The following is a 14141-nucleotide window of genomic DNA, read 5'->3' on the forward strand; positions in this document are numbered from 1 at the left end:
TCCGGCCGCCGATTAGGCACGGATGATCCGTAGTAAACACTCCTTGCTTCCGAATCCCCACCCGTCGCCCACCACCACCCTCAACGGAGACGCTGCGCGTCGCTGCTAAATTTCTGGGCATGCCGCTCCCGCATTGGACCCTGGAGGGGCTTCTCCCACCGGGGCGGCTCCCCGCCGATCTTGCCGACATCTACGAACGCCTGGTCTTCGATGCCCCGCACCAGAACGAACGCGAAATCCTGTTCAGCGCCCTCAACAGCTACCTCGGCGCGGTCGCGAGGATCATCCCGTCCGGGCGTGCCTGGATCGGCGGCGCGTTCATCGCGCGCACCGAAGCCGTGCCGAGTGGTCTCGACGTGGTGCTGATTCCCGACGACTGGGGCAGCCTCAAGCGCATGACCGGCCCGGCCCGCGGATCCCTCTACGGCCTGCTCACCCTGCGCGGAGTGATGGTCGGCAGGCCCGCGATGTACCTGGACAAGGTTCAACCGGTCGGCGGCCTGCTGGACGGTTTCCTCTGCTTCCCCGGCGACGAGGAGACCTGGGCCCGGACCTGGTCCGACCAGGGCGGGCGCGGTTTTCCCGAGGTGGTGTGGTGATGGACTTCCGCCGGATCGCCGAAGACATTCCGGGCGGCACCTGGCTGGACGACCTGGCGCGCGCGTCCGCGATGGCCGCGCACGCCAAGTTCGAACGCACCACCGCCTCGCCGCTGCTCAAGGTGTCGATGCTCGGGCCCACCCATCTGGACGCCTACACCTTTTCGGACATCAGCCGCGCGCTGCAGGACGCGACCGCGAAGATCGGCCACATCATCCGGAACCCGCAGGGGGAGATCACCTACGTCCAGCCGGCCGACCGGGACAAGGCGCCGCTGCTGCAACGCGGCCAGGCGGGGAACACGATCTTCTTCGGATTTCCCGAGCCCGCGGCCGATGACGCGCTGATCCATGACGGCATCGAGACCCTTTCCGAGCGCGCGGTCAAGGAACTGTGCGACTTCCTGCCCGCCAACGGATCCGACGAAGGCGCGCTGGACGCGGTGCTGCTGCAACGGGACACCGTCCGCAACGCGGTCAGCGACATCGTCAACGCGGTCGTCAAGAACACCGGCATCGGCCTCGAGCTGACCCCGACCTCCGGCGAGGAAGTGGCCCGGAGCATGACCCTGGACCAGGCGAAGGTGCTGCACAGCAGCCTGCGGGAGTCGAGGGAAGCGGTCGGCTACGAGACGGTGACCGGCAGGCTCGACGGCGTCCGCACCCGGCGGAGGATCTTCTACCTGGAGCGGGAATCGGGCGGCACGATCCAGGGCGCGGTCTCGCCGGATCTTCTCGGCCAGATCAAGGAAAACCTGGACCGGCCGGTGACGGCCCGGCTGCGGGTAGTGCGCACCACCACCATCGACGGCAGGCGTGGCCGACCCGTGCACGAGCTACTCGCGATCACGCCGGAAGTCACGCTTTTCACCCAGTGAACGCCGACGGTCATGGGTGTCGAGATGCGACGAATTGTGGGAAATTTCCTGCCGTAAGACGAAAGTAGGCGACCGTCTGACGCTCCCCCATTGCGTCAGACGGTCTAAAGCGAACCCTACGCCAACAGCAAAACCGGAGACTAAGAATTCGCTAACCGATGCTTCAAGCGGCCTTTCGCGGTAGAGCCGCTCTCTAACCGCGATCGAGGGACTCCAGTTCCGCCAGCACTCCGGGCGCCGGCCTCGGGGCCACCCTCCGGTACAGGTCGCGGGACAGGACGAGCTGCACCCGGGCCTCCTCGACGTCGCCCCGGGCGCGCATGATCCGGCCCAGGGTGAGCCGGGAAACCGCTTCCTGGAGCAGCAATCCCCGGTTCTCGGCCATGCCGATGGCGGCTCGCGCCCGGCGCTCACCCGCTTCGAAATCGCCGGCGCTCAGATGCAGCGCGGCGAGATTGTTCAGGGAAACGGCCACCGAACTGTCGTCTCCGAGTCTCCGGTCGACCTCCAGCGCGGCGAGCTGATGCTTGACCGCCGCCGTGTGGTTTCCGGCTCTTCGCTCCGCTTCGGCGCAGGCGTTCAGCGCTTGACCGTGCAGGTGGAGGTCGCCCGCGCGCAGGGTCTCGGCGACCACGCCGAGCAAGCGGTCGATCGCCTCGTCGTACCGTCCGTCCAGGGTGAGCGCCCAACCGAGGTGGACCTCCGCCGAGACGATCAGCCGTGCCTCGCCCAGCGAGTTCGCGATCTCCAGCGCTCGCGCGGCGTCGGCGAGACCGTCGGCGGCGAGCTCGAAGGTCAGCGCGAAGGCGCACCGGGAGAGAAGCATCCAGCAACGGGCCTCGCCGCTCCCCGATGCCTCGGCCGAAGCCGAACCGAGCGACACCAGCCGGGTCCACTCGTCCCACAACGGGCGCACCTCGCGGTAGGTGTGCACCACGCGAGCCAGCCGCCACACCTCGTCATGGTGCCCGGCCGCCTGGGCGGCGGTCAGGGTCTGGAGCAGGTTGGGCCACTCGGCGGCGAACCACGCGAGCGCGTCGTCGACGTTGCCCGGGTCGGGCGTTTCCACCGCCAGGTCCCGGAAATCGAGCGGGTCGACCACGTGCGGCAGACATCGGCGCGCCCGGTCGGCGGCGGCTCGGTAGTACCGCATCGAGCGGGTGAGGACCAGCGCGCGCTCCTCGGGCGTGACCAGTTCCCGCTGGTAGAGCCGCACCAGGTCGTGCTGGGTGAACACGTCTCGGCCATTGGAGATCAACAGATGGTGTTCGGCGAGGATCCGCAGCCGGCGCCGCGCCTCTGCCAAGCCGATCTCCCCGGTCACGGCGACCAGATGCGAGCCGAAGGTGTTCGCGGTGAGCGCGCCGAGAATCCGGAAGGTCTCCGCCACGTCCTTCGGAAGCCTGCGGCGGGACACGTCGAGCGCGGCGCGGACACCGGCGTCGTCCACGTCCAGCGCGGTCAGCCTGGTGCATTCGCTGGCGAGCTCCGCCAGAAAACCCTCGACCTCCCAGGGCGGACTCGTGGCCAGGCGCGCTCCGGCGATACGCAACGCGAGGGGCAGATCCCCGCACAGTTCGGCGAGTCTTTCGTGATGCTCCGCCGCGTCTTCACCGGCGAGGGCCGCGATCAGCCGGACCGAATCCGGCCGGGAGAGCGGGTCCAGTCCACGCACCTTGGCGGCGTTCGAAACGACCAGGCCATCGAGGCGCGCCCGGCTCGTGATGAGGGCCGTCGACCCGCTTCCGGGCGGCAGGAGCGGGCGCACCTGGTCGGCGTCGGCCGCGTCGTCGAGCACGACCAGCATGCGGCGGCCCGCGACCAGCGACCGGTAAAGCGCCACGCGCTCGGCCGGCCGCTCGGGCAGGTCCGCGAGCCGGACACCGAGACCCAGCAAGAACTGGGAGATCACTTCGGCGGGTTCGGCAGGCGGATGGTGCGGGTCGAACCCCGCCAGCGCGGCGAACAGCACGCCGTCCGGGAACCGCGCGGCGGCCCGGTGTGCCCAGGACAACGCCAGCGCGCTCTTCCCGACCCCGGCGATGCCGGTGATCACCACGACGGCGCCGTCACTCAGCCCGTCGAGCCAGTCCAGTTCGGTGCGCCGCCCGGCCAGCGCGCCGAAATCCCGCGGCAACTGCCGGGGCACGATCCTGGCGAGGTCGACCTCCACGCGTGGCGACGGCAAGGTGACCGGTGCCGCGAGGTCGTCGTTGAGGATGCGCTCCTGGAGTTCACGCAGTTCGGGTCCCGGGTCGATACCGAACCTGCTCGAGGAAAACCGGGCCGCCTGACGATAGGCCTCGAGCGCGTCGGCACGGCGGCCCGAGTAGTACAGCGCCCGCATGAGCTGACCCACCGTGCGTTCGGCGCGCGGATTTTCTCGCACCACGGCGGTCAGTTCCGCGATCAGCTCGGCGTGACGGCCGAGGACGAGTTCGACGTCCACCCGCGCGCCGTGCACCGCCATGCGCAGATCCGTGAGTTCGGGCGCACGCACCGAATCCGGCACTCCGGACAACTCCGGCCCCTGAAACAGGGCATATGCCTGGGAAAGCACCGAAGCGCGGGCGAGCAGCGGCATCCGGGCGGCCCGGTCGAGCAGCGTCCGCGCCCGGTGCACGTCGATCCGCTCGGGATCGATCACCAGCCGGTAGCCGGGCGAAGCCGTTTCGATCCGGGCCGTGTCCGGTTCCTCCAGCGAGCGGAACGCACGCCGGAGAAGCGAAACGTTGCCGTGCACGATGGTCCGCGCGCTGGCCGGCGGACTGTGGGCCCAGAGCGCGTCGATCAGGTCCTCGAGCGCGACGATGCGGTTGGGCTCGAGCGCGAGCAACGCGAGCAGGCCGCGCACGCCGGGGCCGCCGACCGCCACCGGGCGGCCGGAATCGAGTAGTTGCACCGGTCCGAGAAGCTGGATGCGCAAGCCGTCCCCCACGGCCACCTCCCAGCCGGAGACTATTTCACACGAAACGGCCCCACGCCACTGGTCCCGATCCGGTGGCGTAGGGCCGTTCCGATGAAACTGGTAGCGGGGCCGGATGCTCCCCGCCGTTGCCGGCATATGGCGACGGGGACTCACCCCGAGCTAAGGAGAACCCGGGCCGCCGGCCGGCAAAGGGGCCGCTCCGGGCTCGTCGCCGTCGCGGTGGCGACACGGTAACAGGCTGCTACCCGCTTGCTACAGGCGACCCGCGCAAGCGAGTTTGTGATGTGCGCCCGACTCGTCGAGCACGCGTCAGGTGAGTCAGCGCGTCACCGGGGTGAAGTCACGGGAGGCGATGAACGCCGGCCGCGGCTTGGCCGCCCCGAAGGGATCCACGAGCGCGTTCTCCACACTGTTGAACACCAGGAAGATGTTCGACCGCGGGTAGGGCGTGATGTTGTTGCCCGAACCGTGCATGATGTTCGAGTCGAACCACAGCGCCGACCCCGCGGGCCCGGTGAACTGGTCGATCCCGTACTCCGCGGCGAGCGTGGTGATGTCGTGCTCGGTGGGCACGCCGATCTCCTGCTCCTTCAGCGACGCCTTGTAGTTGTCCGCCGGCGTTTCACCGGCGCACTGCACGAACGTCCGCTGCGAGCCGGGCATGACCATCAGCCCGCCGTTGAACGGGTAGTTGTCGGTCAGCGCGATGGAGCAACTCACCGCCCGCGGCCGGGGCATCCCGTCCTCGGCGTGCCAGGTCTCGAAGTCGGAGTGCCAGTAGAACCCGGTGCCCCGGAAGCCGGGCATGTAGTTGACCCGGCTCTGGTGGATGTAGACGTCCGACCCCAGGATCTGCCGTGCCCGGTCGAGGATCCGGGGGTCACGGACCAGTTCCGCGATCAGCTCGCTGATCTTGTGCACCTCGAAGATCGAGCGGACCTCGCCGCTGCGCTTCTCGGTGATCACGCGCTCGTCGGCGGCGAGTTCCTGGTCGCCGGAGAGCCGGACCAGCTCCTGCCAGTAGGTCTGTACCTCCGCCGGAGACAGCAGCCCCTCGGCGATGTGATAGCCCTTCGCCTCGTGCGAGGCGAGCGTGGCCGGGTCGACCGGCCCGTCGCCAGGGGCACCCCAGACCGTCGGATCGGTCCGGTCGATCGGATGTACCTTTCCGGTCACCCGGGTCGGGTAGAAGTCTTCGACTCCGGTGTCGATGATGGTCAACGCGATCCCTCCTATACGCTCGCGGGTTCGTCATCCTCGGTCACCAGGGGGTACACCCCGTGCTCGTCGTGCACCTCCCGGCCGGTGACCGGCGGGTTGAACACGCAGACGGTGCGCATGTCGGTTTTCGGCCGCACCTGGTGCTTGTCATGGTTGTTGAGCAGGTACAGGGAGCCGGGCTTCAGCTGGAAGGTCTCCCCGGTCTCCTTGTTGGTGATCTCGCCTTCGCCCTCGAAGACGAACACGGCCTCGATGTGGTTGGCGTACCAGAAGTCGTTCACGGTCCCGGCGTAGAGCGTGGTCTCGTGCACCGAGAATCCGACCTTCTCCTTGGCCAGCACGATGCGCTTGCTGCGCCAGTTCGGCGTCTGGATGTCGGCTTCGGTGTCGGTGATCTCGTCGAGAGTCCGGACGATCACGTGCGCTCCTTGTCTTGGCTGTACTTATTTGGCGAGTACGGATTTGACGGATTCTTCGATGATGGCCAGTCCCTCGTCGACCTCCGCGTCGGTGAGGGTCAGCGGCGGCAGCAGCTTCATGACCTCGCCGTCGGGCCCCGAGGTCTCCATCAGCAGGCCACGCTCGAACGCCGCCGCGCACACCCGGCCGGCCAGCGCGCCGCTGGTGAACTCCAGGCCACGAGCCAGACCGCGGCCCTTGGCCGTGAGTTCGGCGTCCGGGTAGCCCTTCGCGATGCCGTCGAGCGCGGCACCGAACCGTTCGCCCTTGGCGCGCGTCGACTTCTCCAGTTCGTCGTCGCTCCAGTACACCCGCAGCGCCTCGGAGGCGGTGACGAACGCCGGGTTGATGCCGCGGAAGGTGCCGTTGTGCTCGCCCGGCTCCCACACGTCGAGCTCGGGCTTGATCAGCGTGAGCGCGAGCGGAAGGCCGTACCCGCCGATCGACTTCGACAGGCACACGATGTCCGGCACGATCCCGGCCTCTTCGAAGGAGAAGAACGGGCCGGTCCGCCCACAGCCCATCTGCACGTCGTCGACGATGAGCAGGATCCCGTGCCGGTGGCACAGGTCCGCCAGGCCACGCAGCCAGTCCACGCGCGCGGCGTTGATGCCGCCCTCGCCCTGCACCGTCTCCACGATCACCGCGGCAGGCTCGTTCAGCCCGCTGCCGGCGTCCTCCAGCAGCCGCTCGAAGTAGAGGAAGTCCGGGTACACCCCGTCGAAGTACTTGTCGTAGGGCATCGGGGTGGCGTGCACCAGCGGGATCCCGGCGCCGCTGCGCTTCATGGAGTTCCCGGTCACCGACAACGCGCCCAGGGTCATGCCGTGGAAGGCGTTGGTGAAGTTGATGACCGATTCCTTGCCGGTCACCTTGCGCGCCAGCTTGAGCGCGGCTTCGACCGCGTTCGCCCCGCCCGGCCCGGGGAAGATCACCTTGTAGTCGAGGTCACGGGGCGCGAGGATCTTCTCCTGCAACGTCTCCAGCAGATCCCGTTTGGCGACGGTGAACATGTCGAGCGCGTGGGTCACGCCGTCACGCGCGAGGTAGTCCAGGAGTGCCTGTTTCAGCTGGGGGTTGTTGTGCCCGTAGTTCAGGGCACCCGCCCCGGCGAAGAAGTCCAGATAGGCGTTGCCGTTCTCGTCGTAGATCCGGCTGCCGACCGCGCGGTCGAAGACGACCGGCCATCCCCTGCTGTAGCTGCGCACCTCGGACTCGAGCTCTTCGAAGATACTCACTGAATTCCCATCTCCCGACTGATGGTTGGTTTTCCTTGCTAGGTCAGGGAAAGCGGTCCGATACGGAACAGGTCCTCCTGCTCGTGCGCCTCGCCGTCGGACGGGAAGTCCGTCCGGGTGAACAAGGTCGAGCTTTCCAGGGCCGCGTCCCACCGTCTCGCGAACGAGGTGAACAGGTTGATCGACGCCTTGTTGTCGGGCGTGATGGTTGTCTCGAGATAACGCACGCCCTGCCCGGTCAGCCGTTTGAACAGCTCGTCGAGCAACGTCCCGGCCAGGCCCTGGCCGCGTTGCGACGCGTCCACGGCCACCTGCCACACCAGCGCCGTGTCCGGCGCCTGTGGTCTACGGTACGCGATCACGAAACCAACCGGCGAACCATCCACTTTGGCCACAACGGATGTTTCGGCGAAATCACGGCACCACAACAGGTACGCATAAGGCGAGTTGAGATCCAACTTCTGGGAATCCCGTGCGATTCGCCACAGCGCGGCACCGTCGGCTTTCGTTGGAGATTCGATCAACCGCGTTCCGGACATGTCAAAAGAAACTAACAGAGTCTTTTATCCAGTTCAGCGCGACGCGCCGGGCGCAGGCTACCTACCTGCAATGACAATGAAACGCTGTGATAATGCCAACAAAACCATTGTGATCACGCCGGAAAACGTGGTAAGCGCCGCGCGCACCACCCTCGGCGCTTACTGACTACAGAAAGCGCCGAAGCGTGTTGTCGTGTTACAAGGTAGTGGTGGCGCTCACAGCGCGCGACTTTTCGCCGGATCGCAAGCCGCCCAGAAGCGGGAGCCGAACCCCGAGATGCGCGCCGTCCGCCGGACCAGTTTCCCCCGTTTGGCCGAGGCCAGGGCCGTGCGAACGAGTGAAGAGGTCGCCAAAATCTCGTACTGGGCGCCAAGTTCGGCGTTTTCCCCGTCGATGTCGACCAGGCCCAGACCGGCCAGTCTCGTCAGGTAGGCAGGCACCTCTTCGAGCAGCACGACACCGGCCGCCTCGCCCACGGTGGATGCGTTCCGTAACACCACGCGGTCCCGGCCGACCACGTCGACCGCGGGAAACGCCACGCCGGTGGCCAGCACCGACACGATGCGTGCCTCGTCCGGCGTCAGCTGCCGCAGCACCGTGACGTAGAGGTCCTCACGAGCCTGTTCATGGTCGAACTCGGCGGAGGCGTCCAGCAGGTCCTTCATCGCGACGCGCAGCGGGTCGGCAGCGGAGACCGCGCCGTCGGGATCTCCGAGCGCGGACGAGCCCGCCAGCACCACTCCGACGAGCCGGGCCGCTCTCCGCAGCACACTTTCGTCTTCGCCGGCCACCCGCCGAGTATCGCAGCTGTCCACGGTCGGCTGTCCAGGTGACCGCGGAGCGCGGCCACTTTCCGTCCAGCGGCACGCCGACCCAGCACACAGGGTGACGATCACCTTGGGTACCAAGGTGAAAACGTATGGTGATCACCGTTTCGCCGCAGCCGGTGGGCATTATTCCGCCGCTGCCGGTCAAGAATCTTTTTCGCGGCCGTCACGGTGGCGGTGATCCGTTTCACGACCGTCTTTTTCGGAGTACACCCGGTGCCGAGAAAAGATCGGCGAAATTCCGGGTGGTCACGGTTTCGGGGAGGAGGAAATCCTCGCTGTGACGGAATCCCCGGCGCCGATGGCGCCGGGGAACGTCACTGGTCCATTATGGACAGACCCGCACCGGTGTCACACCCGCTCGGGGTTGTTCTCGGCCGGCAGGCGGAGCACGGGCAGCGCGTGCTCGATCTGCTCGCGGTCCGGCTCCAGCCACGGCGGAAGCTTGAGTGCCCGGCCCAGCTCCAGAAGGGGCTCGTCGACCGAGAACCCGGGTTGGTCGGTGGCCACCTCCAGCAACGTGCCGCCCGGTTCCCGGAAGTAGATCGAGCGGAAGTACTGACGGTCCAAAATGGACGTCACCGACACGCCGCGGTCGACCAGTTCGGCCCGCCAGGCGGCCTGGGTGGGCTCGTCGGGTGCCCGCCAGGCGACGTGATGCACGGTTCCGGCGGCGACCAGACCCCGCGGCGCACCCGGGGTGACGAGGATGTCGACGATCGCGCCCGGCCCGCCCTCGCCCGCGCTGAACCGCAGGCGGTTGCCCTCGGAAGTGGTGAAGCTCAGTCCCAGCTCGCGGAACATCTCGGCGGTCGCGTCCTCCTCGGCCACCGACAGCGTCACCGAATGCAGGCCGCGGATCGCGTGCTCGGCGGGCACGTGGCCGTTGTCCCATGGATCGCGCGGGTCGCCCTGCGGATGCGCGACCAGTGCCAGCTGGAGGCCGTCGGGATCATGGAAGGTCAGCACGTCCTCGCCGTCGCGGCCGGCGATCCGGCCGGCGCTCACGCCCGCCTCGGTGAGCCGCTGCTGCCACCATCCGATCGAACGCTCCGGCACGGAGAACGAGGTCGTGGTGGCCTGCCCGGTGCCGCGGCGGCCGCTCGGCGCGTCCCGCCACGGGAAGAACGTCATGAGCGTGCCGGGCTTGCCCGACTGGTCGCCGTAATAGAGGTGGTAGGTGCCCGGGTCGTCGAAGTTGACGGTCGTCTTCACCAGGCGCAGACCGAGGGTGCGCAGATAGAAGTCGGCGTTGCGCTGCGGGTCGCCGCCGATGGCGGTCACGTGGTGCAGGCCGCTGGTCTTGATGGACATCCGGTCCTCCTTCGAGGGGCGTATCTCCAACGTAACCCGCAAACCTCTCGCGCGCAAGATATCTTCCCGAAAGATAAAAGCGCTATAGTGTCCCTGTGGCCGATGACGACGAGATCGTGACCTGGTGGGGCCTGGTGATCGAGGGCTATCTGGCGACCCAGGAGGCGCTCATGCGGGAGATCGCCGAGCGCTTCGATCTCACGCCCGCCACCTTCGACATCCTGTTGCGTCTCGTCCGCACCCCCGACCACCAGATGCCGATGACCCGCCTGGCCACCGAGGCCGCGCTCTCCAGCGGCGGGTTCACCAAGGTCGCGGACCGGATGGTCGCCGCCGGCCTGATCCGGCGCTCACCCAGCCCGGACGACCGCCGGGTCACCTTCGCCTGCCTGACCGAACACGGCCGTGACGTCGCGGAGAAGGCGCGTCAGGCGTGCGCTGAGATCCTGCGGCGCCGCGTCCTGGACCCGCTCGGCCCCGAGGGTGCCGCGTCCCTGGCGGAAACCATGCGGTCCCTTCGCGAGGTCAACGCGGATTGAGCCGGGCGAAGGCCGGTTCCGCCGCCTGGGTTCACGCAACACCAGCACTAGAATCGATTCGGAGGTCATCTCCATTTGCCAACCCGAGGTAGTGCATGATCGCCGACAAGCCGCTGCGGGCCGACGCCCGGCGCAAGCGCGAGGCCCTGCTCGCCACGGCCCGAAAAGTCTTCGACGCCGGAAACTTCTTCGACCTGCGCTTCGATGACTTCGCTTCCCTGGCCGGGGTGGGCACGGGCACGCTGTACCGCCACTTCCCCACCCGGGAGGCGCTGGCCGAGGCCGTCTACCGCGAGGAGGTCGCCACACTGTGCGAACGCGCCCGCCGGCTCCAGGCCACCATGCCTGCGGACGAAGCCCTGGCGACCTTCCTCCGTGACATGGTCGACCACATGGACGCCCATCAGGGCCTGGCCCGGACGTTGGCCACGCTCATGGCCGATCGCTCGAGTGCCCTCGCCGAGGGCAGCCAGGCACTGGAGCAGGCTGTCACCGACATCGTGGCCGCCGCCGTGCGGGACGGAGCCATCCGCGACGACGTGGAAGCCGGTGCCGTCATGATGGCGCTGCACGGCATCGGCGCGGCCCATGACCGCCCCGGTTGGCGGGCCGAGGCCGACGGTGTCATCACCCTCGTGCTGGACGGAATGCGCCGCCGGCAGTGAAGTCCCACCACCACACCGCCGTTGCCATTGCGCCATTTGGAGTAGCACGATGGTTTCGTCGCGCCGCGGCCGATCGCGGCGCCTTGACGTGAGGAGGCGCAATGCTCAACGAGTCACCCATCACCACCATGCTTCCGGTCAAGGACGTGAGCCGGGCCAGCGAGTTCTACGCCGAGAAGCTGCGCCTGCACCTGGCGACCACGGGTTCGGACGGAACCTGCTATTTCGAGATCGGTCACGGCGACGCCATCGGCCTGCGCCCGCTTCCCGGCGTCGAACCCAGCGAGAACACGGCCATGAGCTTCGAGGTCCACGACATCGCGGCCGAAGTCGCCGAACTGGAAGGAAGAGGAGTCAGCTTCCAGGACTTCGAGGCCGGTGAAATCCGGACGATCGACCACATCGCCACCCTCGGCGACGAGAAGGCCGCGTGGTTCACCGACAGCGAAGGCAACGTCCTTTGCCTGCACGAGGTGGTCGCCAGGTAATTCAGATGTCCAGGCGCGGGAACACCTTTGCCGCGTGGCCCGACAGCACCCCGGTCAGCACGTCCTCGGGCAGCCCGAGCGCGGCGAGTTCGCGGACGTTGCGGCGGGTACCGGGCACGCCGGGCCAGTCCGTGCCGAAGATGAACCTCCCGGCCAGCCGGGTGAGATCGAAGCGCGCGTAGTACTCGGGCAGCTTCCTCGGCGGCAGACCGGACAGGTCCAGCCAGACATTGTCCCGCCCTAGCGCGAGGCCGGCCGCCACGTCGTACCACCGGCCACGGCCGCCGTGCGCGAGCACGAACCGCACCCCGGGGAAGTCCTCGACCACGTCGGACAACAGCTCCGGATTGCCGAAAGCCGCTCGAGCGCCGGGAAAGGTACTGGGACCGGAGTGCACGATCACCGGTACGTCGCGGTCCGCGCACACCTGGTAGGCGGCGTAGAGCTCCTTGTCCGCCGGGGAGAACGCGCCGTGTACCGGATGTATTTTCAGCGCCACCGCCCCGAGATCGAGTTGCCGTTCCGCCTCGGCGGCCACCGGATGATGCAGGTACGGGTTGACGTTCGCGACCAGCCGGAACCGGACCGGGTTGTGCGCCACGATCGGCAGCAGGTCCTCGATCGGCTGGATACCGGTCGCGCGCGGGCTGTACTCGCTGAACAGCAGTGCCCGGTCCACGCCCTCCGCCTCCAGCAACGCGTCCAGCGCGGCCGGCACGGGATCGCCGTTGTCATCGTAGGCCGAGCGCCAGTCATGCGGGCCCGAGAAGTGATCGGCCCACTCGAACCAGGCCGGCTTGAGCGTGGCGAGTCGTGGCACGTGCACGTGGGCGTCGACCACGGTACGAGAGTCGATCACGTCAGTGCTCCCGGGCGAAGCGCGTCGCGGACCTGCTCACGGATCACGTTCCGGCGGATCTTGCCGGTCGCGGTCTTCGGCAGTTCGGCCAGGCGTACCACGGCACGCGGCCGCTTGAACGCCGCCAGTTCGTCACGGCAGAAGTCGATCAGCTCCCGCTCGCCGACCTCCTGACCCGACGCCGGAACCACGCAGGCGACCGGTTTGTCGATGCCGTCCGCGTCGGGCGCGGCCACCACGGCGGCCTCGGCCACGCCGGGATGCCGGAGCAGGCATTGCTCCACTTCGGACGGTGAAACCCAGATGCCGCCCGCCTTCAGCATGTCGTCGAAGCGGCCCAGGCAGCTGAAGGTGCCGTCGGCGTTGCGGACGAAGCTGTCCCCGGTGCGCAGCCACTCGCCCTGGAAGACGCGTTTGGTCGTCTCGTAACGGCTCCAGTACCCGAAGGCGGTCGACGGGCCTCGCACGAACAGCTCACCGGCCTCGCCGGTGCCGGTGATCGGCGCGCCCGAGGTGTCGCGGAGCTCGATGTCGTAACCGGGCACAGCCACCCCCGTGGTTCCCGGCACCACCTCGCCCGGGCGATTCGACAGGAAGATGTGCAGGGCTTCGGTGGACCCGATGCCGTCCAGAATCTCCACCCCGAACCGGTCGGCGAACCGCTCGAAGAGCACCGCGGGCAAGGGCTCGCCCGCCGAAACCGCTTGGCGCACCGAAGAAAACGTGTCATCGGGAATGTCACTGGAGAGCAGTGCCGCGTAGAACGTGGGCACGCCGAAGAACAGGGTCGGGGCCTGGTCGCGCACCCGCTCGGCGACCGATGCGGGCGTGGGCCGTTCCGGCTCCAGGATCGTGGCCGCGCCGGCCGACAGGGGGAAGAACGCCGAATTCCCTATTCCATAGGCGAAGAACAACTTCGCCACGGAGAAGCACCGGTCGTTGTCGCGGACGCCGAGCACCTGCCTGCCGTAGGTCTCGCACACCGCGCGAATGCTCGCGTGGCGGTGCATCGCGCCCTTGGGCTCACCCGTGGTACCCGAGGTGTAGAGCCAGAGCGCGGGCGAATCCTCCCAAGTGGAGTAGGTCTGGAGAGGCTCCGATGTGGACAGTCCCGCCCAGTCGTGGGTGCGGCCCGTGAACCCGGCCGGATCGGCGCGATCGAGTACGACGTCGGTGACCTCGCCGGCGCGTTCCAGTGCTTCCGCCGCGGCCGTGGTGAACTCGCCCGAAACGCAGAGCACCCGCGCGCGCGAATCGGCCAGTACCTTGCCCAGTTCCACGCCGGTGACCATGGTGGACACCGGGACCGCGACCGCGCCCAGGTACATGGCGCCGAGGATCCCGGTGAGCAGTTCGATGCCGTCGACCATGCACAGCATGACCCGTTCCTCGGGGCGCACGCCCAGCGCGGCCAGGCCCCCCGCGACGCGGCGCGCCTCGTCGGCGAGTTCGGCGTAGGTGAGCGTCCGGCCGCCCGCGACGACGGCGACCCGGCCGCCCGCGCCCTCGCGCACGTGACGGTCGAGCAGATACTCCGCCGCATTGAACCGGGTCATGCTCGCCTCAATTCCTCCGCGAGTTTGCG

At 68.1% G+C, this 14141-nt stretch carries 16 protein-coding genes; 7 read left to right on the forward strand and 9 right to left on the reverse strand.

The genetic code is table 11. The features are described from left to right. The first annotated feature begins 119 nt into the window (after window positions 1-119). Window positions 120-599: a DUF6932 family protein gene (locus tag ACFSXZ_RS14195; protein WP_378265270.1), complete on the forward strand. Its 480-nt coding sequence runs from the start codon at window positions 120-122 to the stop codon at window positions 597-599. Then, window positions 599-1477: a hypothetical protein gene (locus ACFSXZ_RS14200; RefSeq protein WP_378265272.1), complete on the forward strand. Its 879-nt coding sequence runs from the start codon at window positions 599-601 to the stop codon at window positions 1475-1477. Before ACFSXZ_RS14195 ends, ACFSXZ_RS14200 begins: the two co-directional genes overlap by 1 nt. A 193-nt stretch (window positions 1478-1670) precedes the next feature. On the opposite strand, the gene ACFSXZ_RS14205 is transcribed toward ACFSXZ_RS14200, so the two are convergent. The 5 genes from ACFSXZ_RS14205 to ectA all read right to left on the reverse strand — a co-directional run bounded on the left by ACFSXZ_RS14205 (window position 1671) and on the right by ectA (window position 7863). Further along, entirely contained in the window at window positions 1671-4415 is a 2745-nt protein-coding gene (locus ACFSXZ_RS14205; protein ID WP_378265274.1) for an AfsR/SARP family transcriptional regulator, read from the reverse strand. Window positions 4416-4724: 309 nt separating this feature from the next. Next, window positions 4725-5627, reverse strand: coding sequence for an ectoine hydroxylase (thpD, locus tag ACFSXZ_RS14210; RefSeq protein WP_378265276.1), 903 nt, complete (start codon window positions 5625-5627; stop codon window positions 4725-4727). An 11-nt stretch (window positions 5628-5638) separates the two neighbouring features. Continuing rightward, window positions 5639-6046 (reverse strand): ectoine synthase, encoded by a 408-nt coding sequence (locus ACFSXZ_RS14215; protein ID WP_378265278.1) that lies wholly within the window; start codon window positions 6044-6046, stop codon window positions 5639-5641. Window positions 6047-6070: 24 nt separating this feature from the next. Beyond that, window positions 6071-7324, reverse strand: a complete 1254-nt coding sequence (gene ectB / locus ACFSXZ_RS14220) for a diaminobutyrate--2-oxoglutarate transaminase (protein ID WP_378265280.1) — start codon at window positions 7322-7324, stop codon at window positions 6071-6073. Window positions 7325-7362: 38 nt separating this feature from the next. Continuing rightward, window positions 7363-7863: a diaminobutyrate acetyltransferase gene (gene ectA / locus ACFSXZ_RS14225; protein ID WP_378265282.1), complete on the reverse strand. Its 501-nt coding sequence runs from the start codon at window positions 7861-7863 to the stop codon at window positions 7363-7365. Here ectA and ACFSXZ_RS14230 point away from each other — a divergent pair. Then, entirely contained in the window at window positions 7772-8029 is a 258-nt protein-coding gene (locus ACFSXZ_RS14230; protein ID WP_378266527.1) for a hypothetical protein, read from the forward strand. The two genes, ectA and ACFSXZ_RS14230, sit on opposite strands and share 92 nt — an antisense overlap. Window positions 8030-8079: 50 nt before the next feature. Here the strand turns inward: ACFSXZ_RS14230 and ACFSXZ_RS14235 are convergent, their stop codons facing one another. Next, complete coding sequence (locus ACFSXZ_RS14235) at window positions 8080-8655, reverse strand: Abi-alpha family protein (protein WP_378265284.1); 576 nt, start codon at window positions 8653-8655, stop codon at window positions 8080-8082. Window positions 8656-8783: 128 nt separating this feature from the next. On the opposite strand from ACFSXZ_RS14235, the gene ACFSXZ_RS14240 reads away from it, so the two are divergent. After that, on the forward strand, window positions 8784-8975 hold the full coding sequence (locus ACFSXZ_RS14240; RefSeq protein ID WP_378265286.1) for a hypothetical protein: 192 nt from the start codon (window positions 8784-8786) through the stop codon (window positions 8973-8975). Window positions 8976-9042: 67 nt separating this feature from the next. Here the strand turns inward: ACFSXZ_RS14240 and ACFSXZ_RS14245 are convergent, their stop codons facing one another. Further along, a complete protein-coding gene (locus ACFSXZ_RS14245; protein ID WP_378265288.1) occupies window positions 9043-10005 on the reverse strand; it encodes a ring-cleaving dioxygenase in 963 nt (320 codons plus the stop codon). 95 nt (window positions 10006-10100) lie between these two features. Between ACFSXZ_RS14245 and ACFSXZ_RS14250 the strand changes: the two genes are divergently transcribed. From ACFSXZ_RS14250 to ACFSXZ_RS14260, 3 genes are all read left to right on the forward strand, one after another. Next, window positions 10101-10544, forward strand: a complete 444-nt coding sequence (locus ACFSXZ_RS14250) for a MarR family winged helix-turn-helix transcriptional regulator (RefSeq protein ID WP_378265290.1) — start codon at window positions 10101-10103, stop codon at window positions 10542-10544. A 95-nt stretch (window positions 10545-10639) separates the two neighbouring features. Continuing rightward, window positions 10640-11209 (forward strand): TetR/AcrR family transcriptional regulator, encoded by a 570-nt coding sequence (locus ACFSXZ_RS14255; RefSeq protein WP_378265292.1) that lies wholly within the window; start codon window positions 10640-10642, stop codon window positions 11207-11209. A 101-nt stretch (window positions 11210-11310) separates the two neighbouring features. Beyond that, entirely contained in the window at window positions 11311-11697 is a 387-nt protein-coding gene (locus tag ACFSXZ_RS14260) for a VOC family protein (RefSeq protein ID WP_378265294.1), read from the forward strand. Between the two features lies 1 nt (window position 11698). On the opposite strand, the gene ACFSXZ_RS14265 is transcribed toward ACFSXZ_RS14260, so the two are convergent. Further along, complete coding sequence (locus ACFSXZ_RS14265) at window positions 11699-12556, reverse strand: amidohydrolase family protein (RefSeq protein WP_378265296.1); 858 nt, start codon at window positions 12554-12556, stop codon at window positions 11699-11701. Next, window positions 12553-14112, reverse strand: a complete 1560-nt coding sequence (locus ACFSXZ_RS14270) for a benzoate-CoA ligase family protein (RefSeq protein WP_378265298.1) — start codon at window positions 14110-14112, stop codon at window positions 12553-12555. The genes ACFSXZ_RS14265 and ACFSXZ_RS14270 overlap by 4 nt, the downstream gene beginning before the upstream one ends. Between the last annotated feature and the right edge of the window lie 29 nt (window positions 14113-14141).

Origin of the sequence: Amycolatopsis pigmentata (genome assembly GCF_042684065.1) — a bacterium.
In the GTDB taxonomy this organism is placed as follows: Bacteria; Actinomycetota; Actinomycetes; order Mycobacteriales; family Pseudonocardiaceae; genus Amycolatopsis_E; species Amycolatopsis_E pigmentata.

What these genes read in the sequence shown, in the direction of transcription:
- ACFSXZ_RS14195 (WP_378265270.1), top strand. Translation starts at nt 120, where the DNA reads ATGCCGCTCCCGCATTGGACCCTGGAGGGGCTTCTCCCACCGGGGCGG.
- ACFSXZ_RS14200 (WP_378265272.1), top strand. Translation starts at nt 599, where the DNA reads ATGGACTTCCGCCGGATCGCCGAAGACATTCCGGGCGGCACCTGGCTG.
- ectA (WP_378265282.1), bottom strand. Translation starts at nt 7,863, where the DNA reads ATGTCCGGAACGCGGTTGATCGAATCTCCAACGAAAGCCGACGGTGCC.
- ACFSXZ_RS14240 (WP_378265286.1), top strand. Translation starts at nt 8,784, where the DNA reads ATGGTGATCACCGTTTCGCCGCAGCCGGTGGGCATTATTCCGCCGCTG.
- ACFSXZ_RS14245 (WP_378265288.1), bottom strand. Translation starts at nt 10,005, where the DNA reads ATGTCCATCAAGACCAGCGGCCTGCACCACGTGACCGCCATCGGCGGC.
- ACFSXZ_RS14255 (WP_378265292.1), top strand. Translation starts at nt 10,640, where the DNA reads ATGATCGCCGACAAGCCGCTGCGGGCCGACGCCCGGCGCAAGCGCGAG.
- ACFSXZ_RS14260 (WP_378265294.1), top strand. Translation starts at nt 11,311, where the DNA reads ATGCTCAACGAGTCACCCATCACCACCATGCTTCCGGTCAAGGACGTG.
- ACFSXZ_RS14270 (WP_378265298.1), bottom strand. Translation starts at nt 14,112, where the DNA reads ATGACCCGGTTCAATGCGGCGGAGTATCTGCTCGACCGTCACGTGCGC.